The organism is Bacillus cereus group sp. N12 (assembly GCF_016483575.1).
GTDB lineage: Bacteria > Bacillota > Bacilli > Bacillales > Bacillaceae_G > Bacillus_A > Bacillus_A toyonensis.
The window spans coordinates 1-14,842 of sequence record NZ_JAEHBO010000101.1 but is presented as its reverse complement, the minus strand read 5'-3'; the positions used below and the strand labels follow the sequence as shown (position 1 = coordinate 14,842).

Sequence of the window (14,842 nt, the reverse complement as noted above, 5' to 3'; positions counted from 1 at the left end):
ATAAAAATTGACGTTTCACGTTGTTTGTTTCGTTTAGTTTTCAAAGTTCAATATCGCGTTTCAGCGACTTTTATAATTTAACATTTATCGTTAAATCCGTCAACAACTTTTTTCTTTCGTTCCTGACGACGCTTATTAATTTATCATATTAAACATTCTTTAGTCAACACTTTTTAAAAAAATGCCAAAATAATTTTATCTTGGCATGATATACAGCTTAATTATTACTAATGCAGCAACACCGGGTAAGCCTAATAAACTTGTTACTGTCGCTGTACCTGCGTTAATCGGAATATGAAAATCAAAATATGTCCCTACAACATTTACGATAAAGAGCAATGCTATTCCTAAAGTAACATGAAAAAGTATTTTACCTATAAAACGCAATGGTTTAGAAGAAACACCAAAAACAAGAAAAATAAAAACAAGAGATAGAATACCAACAATAATAATTGTAGAATTCATTTTTTCCTCCTTATGAATGACCTATACATATCTATATGTATGGGACAAGACGATAAAAAAGAACGTTTATCCTATAACTCCAGTCGGCCCATCGTGATAACTTTTACGCAGCAACATTTTCTTCATACAAACCCATCAGAATCCTCAACGATCCTTTTAAAACGAAATACCCCCTCTACTTTAACAAATAAAAAATAAAAGGTTCTGCTTAAAAAGCAGAACCTTTTACCATTGTTCCATTTTTACAGGGCGACGTTTTGCTTCTTTTAACAAGAAGAAATATTTTGCCTCTGCTATTTTCAAAGAACAAATTACATCTGGAGACGGCTCAACACTTTGTTCAACCATTCTCTTTTGACGTAACCATTCATTCTTTACTTTTTCTAATAGTACAATTAACTTATCGTCATACTCTTTACGCAATTTACCCTTTTTTTGAAAGAACATTTTTGTTTCTCCTCTTATACTTCTCTGCGGCCTTCTAGCGCTTTTGACAGAGTTACTTCATCTGCATATTCTAAATCTCCACCAACTGGTAGACCATGTGCAATACGAGTTACTTTAATACCTGTCGGCTTTAAGAGGCGGGATATATACATCGCTGTAGCTTCCCCTTCAATGTTAGGGTTTGTTGCCAATATCACTTCTTGTACCGTTTCATCGTGCAGTCGCTTTAAGAGTTGCGGGATATTAATGTCTTCCGGTCCAATTCCCTCCATCGGGGAAATCGCACCACGTAACACATGATATACACCTTGATACTCTTTCATTTTTTCCATCGCGATCACATCTTTCGGTTCTTGCACGACACAGACAACCGTTTGATCTCGATGTGAATCATCACAAATATAACAAGGATCACGGTCAGTAATATGTCCGCATACAGAACAATACGCTAAATCTCGCTTCGCATTCACAAGTGCTTTCGCAAAACCTAACACATCGTCTTCTTTCATATCTAATACGAAAAATGCCAATCGAACCGCTGTTTTCGGTCCGATTCCTGGCAATTTCATAAAACTATCGATTAATTTTGATATTGGTTCTGGATAATGCATATATCAATATCCTCCTAGAACATTCCACCTGGTAAGTTTAAGCCTTTTGTAAATTTACCCATTGTAGAATTTGAAAGTTCATCAACCTTTTTAAGTGCATCGTTCGTTGCAGCTAGCACTAGATCTTGTAACATTTCGATATCTTCTGGATCTACAACTTCTTCTTTAATTTTCACTTCAAGAACTTGCTTATGGCCATTTGCAATTACAGAAACCATTCCACCGCCAGCTGTACCTTCAACCGTTTTTTCACCAAGCTCTTCCTGTGCTTTTGCCATGTCTTTTTGCATCTTTTGCATTTGTTTCATCATGTTATTCATATTTCCCATTCCGCCACGCATCATATTTAATTCCTCCTAATAATAGTTATTCTTTTATTTCAATAAGTTCTTGCCCTACTAATTTTACTGCTTCTTCTATGAGAGGATCTTCTTTTTGCTCTGGGCTTTCTTCAGAATCCCCGCCTTCGCGTTGTAAAAAGTCCTCACGAATTTTACCCCATTCACTTTTCGGGATAGCAATCATATTTAACTTTTTACTTAGCAATTCAAAAAGAATTTGTTCCAGCGTATCCATTGCTTCACGATTTTCACTCGCCATTTTACAATGAATCTCATATTGAAATGCTAACACATAAGTATCATCTGAAGCCGCTACTGGCTCACTATTTTCTAATAAAACAGCAAATGCCACTTTGTTATACGATTTGAGTCTTCCTAACAACTCACCCCATACGGCTTTCAATTGTTCTAATTCTTGACGCTTCGCCTGCTTCAACACTTCATTTACACGTCCAACAGGAATTTTCATACTTCCCGTTCGCATTGGTTTTGGTGTTGCACGCGTCTCTCTTACTTCAGGTTGCACGCCAGCTGGTACACCATTCTTTTTAACTTGTTCTAATTCTTTCTCCAGTTGCTGCATTCTGTTCATAACCGCTTGTAAACGATCTGCACCGTTTGCTTGCATCATAAACTGCTGACACAGTTGTACCATCACAACTTCTAAGAAAATTCGTGGATGGTTTGTCCACTTCATCTCTTGTTGCCCTTTACTAAGACTATGAATAATCTCATAGATTACTTCCGGCTGCATTTCTTCACTTAACATGCGGAATTGATCATCTACAATTACTCGTTCCAACATATGTTCTAGTTGTGGTGAAGTTTGATATAAAAGCATATCACGATAATAGTAAATGAAATCTTCCATAAATCGAACTGGATCCTTCCCTTTACTCATCATCTCATCTATGATACGTAATGCTCTTGATACATCATTTTCACGTATACATTCTACTAGGTTACCTAAATATTGCTGAGAAACAGAGCCTGTTACAGCTAAAACATCTTCTGTCGTAACTGCATCATCACTATAAGATATAGCCTGATCAATAAGGCTAAGTGCATCACGCATACCACCCTCGGCAGCACGAGCAACAATTTGTAGTGCTTCCTCTTCTACTTGCGTACCCTCATTTGTCACAACCGTCGATAATCTCTCAACAATATCATTTACTGATATTTTTCGGAATTCAAATCTCTGACATCTCGAAATAATCGTAGGTGGAATCTTATGTGGTTCTGTTGTCGCTAAAATAAAGATAACATGTCCTGGTGGCTCTTCTAAAGTTTTTAGAAGAGCATTAAAGGCACCCATAGAAAGCATGTGAACCTCATCGATAATGTATACTTTATATTCTACAGCACTTGGAGCATATTTTACTTTATCTCTTATATCTCGAATTTCATCTACACCGTTATTTGAAGCCGCATCAATTTCTAATACATCTGAAATAGATCCTTGTGTAATTCCTAAACAAGAAGGACATTCATTACAAGGTTCAGCTACCGGAGCATGTTCACAGTTAATTGCTTTTGCAAATACTTTTGCAATCGTCGTTTTTCCTGTTCCCCTCGGACCAGAAAATAAATAAGCATGTGAAACTTTCTCTTGAAGAAGGGCATTTTGCAACGTTTTTGTTACGTGCTTTTGACCGACTACATCTTCGAACTTTTGCGGTCTCCATGTTCGGTATAACGCTTGGTATGACACGAAAATACGGCCTCCCTCAAAGGTTATTATCTTATATATTATAACCCATTCTGTTTATAGATTCCAAAAGTTATTTTCCATACAAAAAACCCACCTTGTATCAAGGTGAGTTTTGTATACATATATAACTGCCGTGCACCTTCTGTCGATTACGTACCATAAGCGTTACTCAAGCAGTTAGCTCGGTTCAGGCACTCCTGCGGCACACGAGAAAACCCGCTTATTGCTGCTTCCTTCCGGACCTGACAAGGTTCACGGGGTCCCGTTGCGCAGGACCCAAACGTCAACACCACTTACTTAAGGCAGACCTTACAGCAACATAACCTCGAGAAGGGATTCGGCCTCGCTAGAGCGGATTGCGAGTATAGGGCACCGCTACCTCCCCGCTTAGCACGGCAAAGTTAAAACCAATATTCGGTTGCCTTCATTAAAGGCATTATCAGTATAACTTGTTTTTTTATAAAATGCAAATGCGTTAATTCTCGTTACTTTTCTCTAATTTTTTTATCGCTTTTCTTTTTTTACGAAGCTCTCTAAAAAAGTTTGTTAGCAACGTACCGCACTCTTCTTCTAATACACCAGTGACTACTTCACATTGATGATTAAAGCGTTCATCTGTTAAAAGATTCATTAATGTTCCTGCACATCCGCCCTTCGGATCACTTGCACCATATACAACTCGCTTCACTCGTGATAAAACAATTCCACCCGCACACATTGGACAGGGCTCTAAGGTTACATATAACGTTGCATCTTCTAAACGCCATGTCCCTAGCTTTTTGCAAGCTTCATCAATCGCTAACAACTCGGCATGAGCGATTGATCGTTGCTCAGTTTCCCTTAAATTATGAGCGACACTAATTACCTCACCATCTAACACTATGACTGCACCAATTGGTACTTCTTGTATTTCCTCTGCCTTTTTAGCCTCTTCTATCGCTAGTTGCATAAAATAAATATCTTGATCTTGTTCCATAACCTAGTCCTTTCATCACAAATAAAATAAACCTTTTTCCATTTACTACACGTGGGATAACTTTTATAAATTCAATCCACCCTAAAAGAAAAAGAGAGGGGATTACATATGAAAAACACAGCTTTGCTCATTATTGATATGATTAATGACTTTCAATTTTCCCACGGGCCCATCCTGGCAAAAAAATGCGAAACTATAACAAATCCTATTTTACAATTAAAGAAAACAATGAAAGCCTTCGGCTATCCCATAATTTATGTTAATGACCATTATCAACTTTGGAGATCTGATATTGACCAACTGATTACTCATTGTACAAATGAGTATAGTGAAAATATAATTCATAAGATTGCTCCACATTCTGATGATTACATTTTTATTAAACCACATTACTCTGCTTTTTATGAAACGCCTTTGAATTCTTTATTGGGCTATTTAAAAATAGAAAATCTGATATTAACAGGAGTTGCCGGAAATATATGTATCCTATTTACTGCTAACGATGCTCATATGAGAAATTATACACTGTATGTACCACAGGATTGCATTGCCTCTAACAATGATCAGGACAATCTGCATGCTTTAAAAATAATGGAAGCTACATTGAAAGCAAATATAATACCGTCATCTCAAATAAAAATTAATTAATACATATATCTATTTTCTAACTTTTTATATCAAATTAACCCGCTTGCTTCCCTCTTGTGCTACAATAATTCTGTTTTGTGTTTTTAGTAGTCACGGTAAATCACTGATTGAAAGGAGGAAACAGCGTGACCGGAGTACCATTTATCACGGTTGAAGGACCAATTGGTGTTGGAAAAACTTCACTTGCGAAGGAAATTTCAACTCACATGCAACTCCACTTACTAAAAGAGATTGTTGATGAAAACCCTTTTTTAGGAAAGTTCTATGAAGACATCGACGAATGGAGTTTTCAAACAGAGATGTTCTTTCTTTGTAATAGATACAAACAACTAGAAGACATTAACATAAAGTATTTGAATCAAAGGAAGCCAGTAGTAGCAGATTATCATATATTTAAAAATTTAATTTTCGCATCCCGTACATTAAAAGATTCTCAATATGACAAATACATGCAAATCTATCGTATCCTTACACAAGATATGCCTGTACCAAATGTCATCGTTTATTTAACAGCTAGCCTGGAAACATTACAAAAACGAATCGCAATGCGCGGAAGAGAATTCGAAAAAAATATGGATCCAAATTACTTACTACAGCTCACAAAAGATTACGAAACAGCAATGGATACTTTTAAAAAGGACCATCCAGATATCCCAGTGTTGAAATTTAACGGAGATGATATGGATTTTGTACAAAATCCCGATGATTTAAACGTCATCCTATCCGCCCTTCAAAATACTCTCTTAAAGGAGTCGAAATAATAATGAATTTAAGGCAAAAATATGATATACCGAATGATGCAGTAATTACTATCGCTGGAACAGTAGGTGTCGGAAAATCAACTATGACAACTGCACTAGCTAACGCTTTAGGTTATCGCACATCATTTGAAAAAGTAGATTCTAATCCATATTTGGACAAGTTCTATGCCGATTTCACACGCTGGAGCTTCCACTTGCAAGTATACTTCTTAGCAGAACGATTTAAAGAACAAAAGAGAATTTTTGAATACGGTGGTGGTTTTGTTCAAGACCGTTCTATCTATGAAGACACTGGAATTTTCGCAAAGATGCATCATGAAAAAGGTACAATGACGGAAACTGATTATGAAACATACAAAGGTTTATTTGATGCTATGGTCATGACTCCTTACTTCCCTCATCCAGACTTATTAATTTACTTAGAAGGTTCTTTCGATGATATTGTAGACCGTATTCAAGAACGCGGACGCCCGATGGAGCAGCAAACACCAATTGAGTATTGGAAAGAGATGCACGGACGTTACGAAAACTGGATTAACAACTTCAATTCATGCCCTGTTTTACGATTAAACATTAATGAATACGATATTTTAAAAGATGGCGATTCAATCGAACCAATCATTAAAAAAATTGGCCATTTCTTAAAACAAACACGTAAACTTGTAAAATAAAAAACCCGTGCATATGCACGGGTTTTCCTATTAAATTACTTCTTCTTTGTTGGAGCAATAATTTCACTCTCAGGTTTTCCAGCGTTAATACGCTGACGAACAGTACTTGTACTAATGTCATATGTTTCAGCAATCTCTTTAACAGTCATTTCTTTCCCGTTAATCACTGCCGTTAATACTTTACCTGTACGTTTTGGAGCTGCTTCTTTCTTTACAGCTGGTTTTTCAACCTTTTTTGGCGCCTCTACTTTTGTCGTAGCTTGCTTTACATCACAAGTACAACCACAAAGTTTACGGAATGTATCATCGCTTATAATGCGCGATACATTTGCACCACTGTTTAAAATTCTATTGTTCTTACAGACAGGACATTGTACATAATATAAAGTTTTTCCATCTAAAGGAAACGTTTGTATAATAAGATCCATGTTGACTCCTTTCATATCTATGAAGATAATCATCGGAATATGAGTGTGTAATAAGGACAAAATCGCCTTACACCATACTTTATGATTGGTTTTAAAATAAAAACTCGTTACGTGTTGGTAACGAGTTCTCCAATCTCCACTTATATGCGCTGTTGTCAATTATATCTGGAGGAGGTAGAGGGATTCGAACCCCCGCGCGACTCTCGCCGCCTGTCGGTTTTCAAGACCGATCCCTTCAGCCAGACTTGGGTATACCTCCATATTGACATCAAATATAATATCAAAAGAAAAACAGTTAGTCAACCCTACTAAAATAAATTATGAGGAAAGGAAAATTTTACTTTCCCCCTCCTACATTACAGTACTGACAACGCTCATAATTACCAATCACTCATACCGATGAATGTTTAAATTTACTTAATAACTGTTTTTCCTCCCATATAAGGGCGAAGAACTTCTGGAATTATAATTGTACCATCTTCTTGTTGGTAGTTCTCTAAAATAGCTGCAACCGTACGTCCAATTGCAAGACCAGATCCATTTAATGTATGAACATGTTCTGGTTTTCCGTTTGGCTCACGGCGGAAACGGATATTTGCACGTCTCGCTTGGAAAGCTTCAAAATTACTACAAGAAGAAATTTCACGATATGTGCCATAGCTTGGAATCCATACTTCAATATCGTATTTCTTCGCTGCTGTAAATCCTAAATCGCCTGTGCACATGCTCATAACGCGATATGGCAACTCTAATAATTGTAACACGCGTTCTGCATCATTTGTTAATTTTTCTAACTCTTCATAAGAATCTTCTGGTTTTACGAACTTCACAAGCTCTACTTTATTGAACTGATGTTGACGAATTAAACCACGTGTATCGCGACCAGCTGAACCTGCTTCAGAACGGAAGCAAGAGCTAAATGCAGCATATCTTATAGGCAATTGCTCTTTATTTAAAATCTCATCACGATGCATATTCGTTACAGGTACTTCTGCTGTTGGAATTAAGAAGTAATCTTCACTTTCAATACGGAATGCATCTTCTTCAAACTTCGGAAGTTGTCCCGTTCCTGTCATACTTGCACGGTTTACCATATACGGAGGTAACACTTCTTCATATCCATGCTCGTCAGTATGAAGATCAAGCATAAAACTAATTAAAGCACGCTCTAATCTTGCGCCTGCACCTTTGTAAAATACGAAGCGGCTTCCTGTTACTTTCCCAGCACGCTCAAAATCTAAAACTCCTAAATCTGTAGCAAGATCCCAATGTGGTTTTGGTTCAAAAGCAAATTCCTTCACTTCTCCCCAAGTACGCGCTACTACATTATCATCCTCTGTTTCACCAACTGGAGCAGATTCATGAGGAATATTTGGAATAGATAACATTAATCTTTCTAAGTCTTCTTCAACTGTACGAAGTTCATTATCAAGATCTTTTACTTTTTCTCCAACTTCACGCATTTCTAAAATTAAAGCTTCTGCATCTTTCTTTTCACGCTTTAATACTGAAATTTGTTGAGACACTTCGTTACGTTTACTTTTTAGTTCTTCTGTTTGAACAAGTAATTCTCTTCTTCTCGTATCAAGCTCTTCAAAACGACCAAACTCCGTTAAATCTTCGCCTCTATGCTGCAATTTTGCTTTTACTTCTTCAAAGTTCGTACGTAATAATTTAATATCAAGCATTATATACTCCTCCTTTTATTTTATAAAACACAAAAAACTCCCGTCCCTATACAAAGGGACGGGAGTTAACCCGCGTTGCCACCCTAGTTGAAAGCATTACTACTTTCCTCTCAAGTAGAAATAACGGCTCTTCACCGGGAATGTTTACTAATCATAAAGATATTCCACATTCCATTCCAGGATGGATTCACAAACTGTTTCTATCGATTTCCACCAACCATCGACTCTCTATAAGAAACGACATTTGTTACTACTTCCTATCAACACGCTTATTTTATAAAATTGTTACCATCAATTTACTATAATCTTATACAAGTTGCAAGTTACTTACACAACTTTTTTCATTTTAGCTTCTTTTACCATTTCGACAAAGTATGCTGTCACACGATGATCATCCGTTAATTCCGGATGGAATGAAGCAGCTAAAAACTGATCTTGTCTTACCGCTACCATTCGATTGCCGTGCTTAGAAAGTACTTCAACGTTATCAGCAACATCTACAACATACGGAGCACGGATAAATACACCAATAAAGTCTTCCCCCACACCTTTCATTGAAAGTGCGGCTTCAAAACTATCTTTTTGGCGTCCAAACGCATTGCGTTCAACTGTAATATCCATAGCACCAATATGTGCTTCTTCATAGCCAATAAGTGTTTTCGCAAGAAGAATCATACCTGCACATGTACCAAACATTGGTTTACCAGACTTCGCAAATGTACGAAGTGGTTCCATGAAAGCATACTTATCAATAAGACGACGCATTGTTGTACTTTCACCGCCTGGTAAAATAAGACCATCAATCTCTTCAAGTTGCTCTATACGCTTTACAACAACAGCTTCTGCACCACTTGCTTCAACTGATTTTACATGCTCACGAACTGCACCTTGAAGACCTAGTACACCGATTTTCACCATTTTAAAGTTCTCCTTCAATTACCATCCACGCTCTTGCATGCGTTGTTCTGGTAATAACGTTGAAATTTCGACACCTTTCATTGCATTACCCAATCCTTTAGAAAGGCTTGCAATTAGTTCGTAATCTTCATAATGAGTCGTCGCTTCAACGATTGCACGTGCAAATTTCTCTGGGTTCTCTGATTTGAAGATACCAGATCCAACAAATACACCATCAGCACCAAGTTGCATCATTAACGCTGCATCTGCTGGTGTTGCTACACCACCTGCTGCAAAGTTTACAACTGGCAAGCGACCAAGGCGTTTAATTTCAAGTAGTACTTCATAAGGAGCACCAGTATTTTTTGCATATGTCATTAACTCATCTTCACGTAGACTTGCAACTTGACGGATTTCTGCATTGACTTGGCGCATATGACGCACTGCCTCTACAATGTTTCCTGTTCCCGGCTCACCTTTTGTACGAAGCATAGATGCACCTTCTGCAATACGACGTGCAGCTTCTCCGATATCACGGCAACCACATACAAACGGAACTGTGTAATCACGTTTATTTAAATGGTATACTTCATCAGCAGGAGTTAATACTTCACTCTCATCGATATAGTCTACCCCTAATGATTCTAATACACGTGCTTCTACAAGATGACCGATACGGCATTTTGCCATAACCGGAATTGACACCGCACCCATAACTTCTTCAACAATCGTTGGGTCTGCCATACGAGAAACGCCACCTGCTGCACGAATATCTGCTGGTACACGCTCTAATGCCATAACGGCAACTGCGCCTGCTTCTTCTGCAATCCTTGCTTGTTCAGCGTTAACTACGTCCATAATAACGCCGCCTTTTTGCATTTCTGCCATTCCACGTTTTACACGTTCTGTCCCTGTTACATTTGTCATGTACAAAAACCCCCCTAGGTGAATTGCTTTCCCCCGTTAAAGGCGAAAATTAAGAATACTCTTACATTCTACCATTAACTATCAGATGCTTGTCTACTACTTTTTCATAAAGTAGGTATGAAAAATGGGAATAAGAAAAAGCTCCTACAATGAGGAGCTTTTAAAACCAACCTTTTACTGTATCAACAGCACTATTCCATATACCACTAAAGAAAGAGCCGATTCCGCGCATAGAACGAGTAAACCAGTTTGCTTCTTCCACTGCTGATGTTGTTACAAGATCTACTTGTAATGACTTACCAGATAAAAATCCAGGGTCATTCGTATCTTTTGGTGTAATTACCATCTGACCAAGTGCAACACCCTTTTTAATAGGTGCTTCTTGTCCCTTACTTGCTTCTTTAAATTCTGTTTTATAAACATCTTTACTTCCTTTTGGCACTGGAAGTGAAACAACTTGTTTTGTTTGAACTGCTACATCTTTATCTTTTGCATTTTCTACTCTTACTGTTTCTTGTCCTTTTACTGAAGAATCTTTTTTGTACATTTGCTTCATTTCAAAGTTAGCAAATCCATAATCATATAACTTCTTCGTTTCATCAAAACGTGCTGTATGAGAACTTGTTTTAATAACTACAGAAATAAAACGCATACCGTTTCTTTCAACCGTACCAGTGAAGCAATCACCGGCTTCTGGAGTTGATCCTGTTTTCAGGCCGTCTACGCCATCGTATTGCTTAACTAAACCTTTTAACATCCAATTCCAGTTATCCATATTAATCGGGTATTTTCCACCCTCTTGGAATACTTTTTTAGGGATTTTTGCTGTATCTAATGTTTTGGGATAATCCTTAATAAGATGTTGCGCTAAAATTGCGACGTCCCTTGCAGACATTTTATTTTCTTCATCCGGTGTTGTTCCTTCGGGATGCTGTCCTTTTAAATCTTTGTTCGTTAGGCCTGTAGAATTTACAAATTTATAATTTTTCAATCCCAACTCTTTTGCCTTATCATTCATCATCTTTACAAAATTAACTTCTTTTCCTGCCACTGCTTCACCTAGAGCAATTGTTGCTCCATTAGCGGAATAAATCGCCATCGCTTCGTATAACTCTTTTACCGTATAAGAACCACCATTTTCTAGTGGAACATTTGATAATGAACGATCCTGTGAAATCTTATGCGCATATTCAGAAACCTTAATCTTTTGATCCCACTTAAGTTTTCCTTTATCCACTGCTTCATGAACTAAATATTCACTCATCATTTTTGTCATACTAGCAATTGATAATAACTCATCTGCATTCTTTTGATATAAAATTTTCCCAGAATTCGCTTCTACTAAAATTGCCGCACCTGCTTCAATGTTTAGAGCGGCTCCTGTTTCAGCCGATGCATTGCTATATGGTAACAGCATGCTACAAGCTAGTGTAAGCACCGTTACCAAAGCCATGAATCTTTTGCAAAACATACCTTTCACTTTTGCTACCCCCAATATCTATGTACTCACATAACCGTTATTCTAACATAATCAAAAAAAAATAGACAGAGATATCAAATCTCTATCTATTTACATATAAGACATTATAATGAGTAGTTTGGAGCCTCTTTTGTAATTTGTACATGATGAGGGTGGCTTTCACGTAAACCAGCACCTGACATGCGAATGAACTGTGCATTCTCACGTAAGAATTCTAAATCCTGTGCTCCACAATATCCCATACCTGCACGTAATCCACCAACTAATTGATGAACTGTATCTGCTAAAGGTCCTTTATATGGTACGCGTCCTTCAATACCTTCTGGAACAAGTTTTTTGTTTCCTTCTTGGAAGTAACGATCTTTACTTCCTTTTTCCATCGCTCCAACAGAACCCATACCACGATATACTTTAAATTGGCGACCTTGGTAAATTTCAGTTTCTCCAGGGCTTTCAGCAACACCAGCAAACATACTACCTAGCATAACAACGTGTGCTCCTGCTGCTAAAGCTTTAACCATATCACCAGAGTACTTAACACCGCCATCAGCAATAACTGGAATACCGTGTTTACGAGCTTCTGTTGCACAATCATAAACTGCTGTTAATTGTGGTACACCAACACCAGCTACAACGCGTGTCGTACAAATAGAACCTGGTCCAATACCAACTTTAACTACGTTTGCACCAGCCTCGATTAATGCTTTCGTTGCTTCAGCTGTAGCAACATTTCCAGCGATAATATTTAGTGCTGGATATTTCGCACGAACTTCTTTTACCTTTTCAATAACACCTTTAGAATGCCCATGAGCTGTATCAAGTACAATTGCATCTACGCTAGCTTTTACTAATGCATCGATACGAAGCATAGCATCAGCCGTTACACCAACAGCCGCTCCAACTAATAAGCGTCCTTGCTTATCTTTAGCAGAGTTTGGGAATTCAATTACTTTTTCAATATCTTTTATTGTAATAAGCCCTTGTAATACACCGTTATTATCAACAAGAGGGAGCTTTTCAATTTTATACTTTTGTAGGATCTTTTCAGCTTCTTCCAGTGTAGTACCAACTGGAGCTGTAATTAACTGTTCTTTTGTCATTACGTCAGAAATTTTGATTGAGTAATCTTGGATGAAACGCATATCACGGTTGGTAATAATACCAACTAATTTTCGCTCATCTAAATTATTTACAACTGGTACACCTGAGATACGATATTTTCCCATAAGATGTTCTGCATCATATACTTGATGTTCTGGAGTTAAGAAGAAAGGATCTGAAATAACGCCGCTTTCAGAGCGCTTTACTTTATCAACTTGCTCTGCCTGTTGCTCAATAGACATATTCTTATGAATAATTCCTAAACCGCCTTGGCGAGCCATTGCAATAGCCATGTCAGCTTCTGTTACTGTATCCATTCCTGCACTAATTAACGGGATGTTTAGCTGTAAGCTTTCAGATAAAACTGTTTTAACACTTACTTCTCTTGGTAATATATCTGACCTCGCTGGTACAAGTAATACATCATCAAAAGTCAAACCTTCTTTAACAAATTTAGATTCCCACATAATTGTTCCCCCCATGATACCAGAAATTATTATTAGTAGCTTATCAATTGGTTAAAATACTGTCAAGGACGTATACATATGTTAGAATTTTTAGACAATAAAAGGAGCGTAATATATGCATCAAACACATTGTACTTGGCAGCAATTAAGTTTCTTTTTTTCATCTCAAAATGTACAACGTTATCTTGCCCGTTGTTATGAAAAATCCTCCATACAAGATGCTGAAAAAAAAAGTTTTGAAAACTGTTATCCCTTTATTTACTACTTAGAACACGGGAAAAATTATTACGAATTATATAAGGCGGCCCCTTTTTCGATTCAACCAATGTTGTTATTTTATGGAATTAGCCAACTATTTAAAGCTTGCTTGTTAACTATTGATCCTAACTACCCAGAATCAACTACTGTTTTAGCTCATGGCGTTACAACTCGTAAACGAAAAAAACAGGGGTATCAATTTTTAGAAGATGAGGTGAAAATACAGAAAAACGGATTATTTACTCACGTTGCAGAACAACTGTTTCACATGAAACACTTAGAAGCGGAGAAGTTTAATATGTTAGAGCTGATGGGGAATATTCCTGAATTACAAAATTTGTTTCGTTATAGTCAAAAAGTATCAACTTTATATAAGATCGATTCAACAAATAAAAATGAGCTCTCCTTTTCAGTCAATATATTAGATCGATTACATATGACTAAAGAGCGATTTTCTCGTTACATCGAAACAACTTGTAAACATTTATCGATACAACACGTAGCTGAGAAAAATAGTGAATCGAATGTGTTTTTTTCGGCGCCTATTCAATCGTGGAATCCTATGTATAGTACTCCTTTATACTATGAGTACCTTACTAATACTTATTACTTACCACTTACGACTAATCCTAGAAATTCTAAACCCATTTTACCTGAGCTCCTCGTTCATTACTTATTGCTCTATAATTTAAGCATGATTTCTAGGTATGAAACTGATTGGTGGTATGACTTACTTGGTAGTTATGGATCTGAAGATTATCCATTTATTTATCAATTCCTTAATATTTCTGCCCAAAAAATACCTTACTATATTTCAGTATTTTTACTATCAGAATCTAATCTATTTCATGGGAAATAAAAAAACACGAGTCAAAGACTCGTGTTTTTTAGTTGCTTGGCGACGTCCTACTCTCACAGGGACAAGGTCCCAACTACCATCGGCGCTAGAGAGCTTAACTTCC

16 protein-coding genes, 1 tRNA gene, 1 other RNA gene and 1 other annotated feature are annotated in these 14,842 nt (G+C 37.1%); of the genes, 4 read left to right on the top strand and 14 right to left on the bottom strand.

All coding sequences use genetic code 11. The annotated features are described in order from the left end of the window. Positions 1 to 195: 195 nt before the first annotated feature. From JDS92_RS26950 to tadA, 7 genes are all read right to left on the bottom strand, one after another. Positions 196 to 465 (bottom strand): pro-sigmaK processing inhibitor BofA family protein, encoded by a 270-nt coding sequence (locus tag JDS92_RS26950; RefSeq protein ID WP_001089268.1) that lies wholly within the window; start codon positions 463 to 465, stop codon positions 196 to 198. A 225-nt stretch (positions 466 to 690) separates the two neighbouring features. Beyond that, positions 691 to 912 (bottom strand): YaaL family protein, encoded by a 222-nt coding sequence (locus tag JDS92_RS26945; RefSeq protein WP_000466018.1) that lies wholly within the window; start codon positions 910 to 912, stop codon positions 691 to 693. A gap of 14 nt (positions 913 to 926) precedes the next feature. Further along, positions 927 to 1,523, bottom strand: coding sequence for a recombination protein RecR (recR, locus tag JDS92_RS26940; RefSeq protein ID WP_000559167.1), 597 nt, complete (start codon positions 1,521 to 1,523; stop codon positions 927 to 929). 14 nt (positions 1,524 to 1,537) lie between these two features. Then, positions 1,538 to 1,864, bottom strand: coding sequence for a YbaB/EbfC family nucleoid-associated protein (locus JDS92_RS26935; RefSeq protein WP_170957726.1), 327 nt, complete (start codon positions 1,862 to 1,864; stop codon positions 1,538 to 1,540). A 25-nt stretch (positions 1,865 to 1,889) separates the two neighbouring features. Continuing rightward, positions 1,890 to 3,578 carry a DNA polymerase III subunit gamma/tau gene (gene dnaX, locus JDS92_RS26930; RefSeq protein WP_000121584.1) on the bottom strand — a complete coding sequence of 563 codons (1,689 nt, stop codon included), beginning with the start codon at positions 3,576 to 3,578 and terminating at the stop codon, positions 1,890 to 1,892. Between the two features lie 131 nt (positions 3,579 to 3,709). Then, an RNA gene (gene ffs, locus JDS92_RS26925) (signal recognition particle sRNA large type) lies at positions 3,710 to 3,974 on the bottom strand. 79 nt (positions 3,975 to 4,053) lie between these two features. After that, the gene (gene tadA / locus JDS92_RS26920) at positions 4,054 to 4,554 is read right to left on the bottom strand and encodes a tRNA adenosine(34) deaminase TadA (protein WP_000434333.1); all 501 of its coding nucleotides are present in this window, start codon (positions 4,552 to 4,554) and stop codon (positions 4,054 to 4,056) included. Positions 4,555 to 4,662: 108 nt separating this feature from the next. Between tadA and JDS92_RS26915 the strand changes: the two genes are divergently transcribed. The 3 genes from JDS92_RS26915 (at position 4,663) to JDS92_RS26905 (ending at position 6,634) form a co-directional block, all read left to right on the top strand. Beyond that, a complete protein-coding gene (locus JDS92_RS26915; protein ID WP_000798728.1) occupies positions 4,663 to 5,202 on the top strand; it encodes a cysteine hydrolase family protein in 540 nt (179 codons plus the stop codon). A gap of 125 nt (positions 5,203 to 5,327) precedes the next feature. Next, a complete protein-coding gene (locus JDS92_RS26910) occupies positions 5,328 to 5,963 on the top strand; it encodes a deoxynucleoside kinase (RefSeq protein ID WP_000148219.1) in 636 nt (211 codons plus the stop codon). A gap of 2 nt (positions 5,964 to 5,965) precedes the next feature. Beyond that, positions 5,966 to 6,634 (top strand): deoxynucleoside kinase, encoded by a 669-nt coding sequence (locus tag JDS92_RS26905; RefSeq protein ID WP_001053585.1) that lies wholly within the window; start codon positions 5,966 to 5,968, stop codon positions 6,632 to 6,634. A 35-nt stretch (positions 6,635 to 6,669) separates the two neighbouring features. Here JDS92_RS26905 and JDS92_RS26900 read toward each other — a convergent pair whose 3' ends face one another. The 7 genes from JDS92_RS26900 to guaB form a co-directional block, all read right to left on the bottom strand. Next, the gene (locus JDS92_RS26900) at positions 6,670 to 7,062 is read right to left on the bottom strand and encodes a sigma factor-like helix-turn-helix DNA-binding protein (RefSeq protein WP_000364197.1); all 393 of its coding nucleotides are present in this window, start codon (positions 7,060 to 7,062) and stop codon (positions 6,670 to 6,672) included. Between the two features lie 166 nt (positions 7,063 to 7,228). Then, positions 7,229 to 7,321 (bottom strand) — tRNA-Ser (locus tag JDS92_RS26895). A 154-nt stretch (positions 7,322 to 7,475) separates the two neighbouring features. Beyond that, positions 7,476 to 8,750 carry a serine--tRNA ligase gene (serS, locus tag JDS92_RS26890; RefSeq protein ID WP_000884202.1) on the bottom strand — a complete coding sequence of 425 codons (1,275 nt, stop codon included), beginning with the start codon at positions 8,748 to 8,750 and terminating at the stop codon, positions 7,476 to 7,478. 51 nt (positions 8,751 to 8,801) lie between these two features. Next, positions 8,802 to 9,023: a binding site (T-box leader), on the bottom strand. 54 nt (positions 9,024 to 9,077) lie between these two features. Further along, positions 9,078 to 9,668: a pyridoxal 5'-phosphate synthase glutaminase subunit PdxT gene (gene pdxT / locus JDS92_RS26885; RefSeq protein ID WP_000238791.1), complete on the bottom strand. Its 591-nt coding sequence runs from the start codon at positions 9,666 to 9,668 to the stop codon at positions 9,078 to 9,080. Between the two features lie 18 nt (positions 9,669 to 9,686). Then, positions 9,687 to 10,574 carry a pyridoxal 5'-phosphate synthase lyase subunit PdxS gene (pdxS, locus tag JDS92_RS26880; protein ID WP_000186168.1) on the bottom strand — a complete coding sequence of 296 codons (888 nt, stop codon included), beginning with the start codon at positions 10,572 to 10,574 and terminating at the stop codon, positions 9,687 to 9,689. A 160-nt stretch (positions 10,575 to 10,734) separates the two neighbouring features. Next, positions 10,735 to 12,045, bottom strand: coding sequence for a serine hydrolase (locus JDS92_RS26875; protein ID WP_131202456.1), 1,311 nt, complete (start codon positions 12,043 to 12,045; stop codon positions 10,735 to 10,737). A 113-nt stretch (positions 12,046 to 12,158) separates the two neighbouring features. Then, entirely contained in the window at positions 12,159 to 13,622 is a 1,464-nt protein-coding gene (gene guaB, locus JDS92_RS26870) for an IMP dehydrogenase (protein ID WP_000264091.1), read from the bottom strand. A gap of 115 nt (positions 13,623 to 13,737) precedes the next feature. Here guaB and JDS92_RS26865 point away from each other — a divergent pair, with 115 nt between their 5' ends. Next, entirely contained in the window at positions 13,738 to 14,739 is a 1,002-nt protein-coding gene (locus JDS92_RS26865; RefSeq protein WP_000554256.1) for a YaaC family protein, read from the top strand. Positions 14,740 to 14,842 lie beyond the last annotated feature (103 nt).

Excerpts from the sequence above, each read along its gene's own strand:
- JDS92_RS26950 (WP_001089268.1), bottom strand. The coding sequence starts at position 465 with ATGAATTCTACAATTATTATTGTTGGTATTCTATCTCTTGTTTTTATT.
- JDS92_RS26945 (WP_000466018.1), bottom strand. The coding sequence starts at position 912 with ATGTTCTTTCAAAAAAAGGGTAAATTGCGTAAAGAGTATGACGATAAG.
- recR (WP_000559167.1), bottom strand. The coding sequence starts at position 1,523 with ATGCATTATCCAGAACCAATATCAAAATTAATCGATAGTTTTATGAAA.
- JDS92_RS26935 (WP_170957726.1), bottom strand. The coding sequence starts at position 1,864 with ATGCGTGGCGGAATGGGAAATATGAATAACATGATGAAACAAATGCAA.
- tadA (WP_000434333.1), bottom strand. The coding sequence starts at position 4,554 with ATGGAACAAGATCAAGATATTTATTTTATGCAACTAGCGATAGAAGAG.
- JDS92_RS26915 (WP_000798728.1), top strand. The coding sequence starts at position 4,663 with ATGAAAAACACAGCTTTGCTCATTATTGATATGATTAATGACTTTCAA.
- JDS92_RS26905 (WP_001053585.1), top strand. The coding sequence starts at position 5,966 with ATGAATTTAAGGCAAAAATATGATATACCGAATGATGCAGTAATTACT.
- JDS92_RS26900 (WP_000364197.1), bottom strand. The coding sequence starts at position 7,062 with ATGGATCTTATTATACAAACGTTTCCTTTAGATGGAAAAACTTTATAT.
- serS (WP_000884202.1), bottom strand. The coding sequence starts at position 8,750 with ATGCTTGATATTAAATTATTACGTACGAACTTTGAAGAAGTAAAAGCA.
- pdxT (WP_000238791.1), bottom strand. The coding sequence starts at position 9,668 with ATGGTGAAAATCGGTGTACTAGGTCTTCAAGGTGCAGTTCGTGAGCAT.
- pdxS (WP_000186168.1), bottom strand. The coding sequence starts at position 10,574 with ATGACAAATGTAACAGGGACAGAACGTGTAAAACGTGGAATGGCAGAA.
- JDS92_RS26875 (WP_131202456.1), bottom strand. The coding sequence starts at position 12,045 with ATGTTTTGCAAAAGATTCATGGCTTTGGTAACGGTGCTTACACTAGCT.
- guaB (WP_000264091.1), bottom strand. The coding sequence starts at position 13,622 with ATGTGGGAATCTAAATTTGTTAAAGAAGGTTTGACTTTTGATGATGTA.
- JDS92_RS26865 (WP_000554256.1), top strand. The coding sequence starts at position 13,738 with ATGCATCAAACACATTGTACTTGGCAGCAATTAAGTTTCTTTTTTTCA.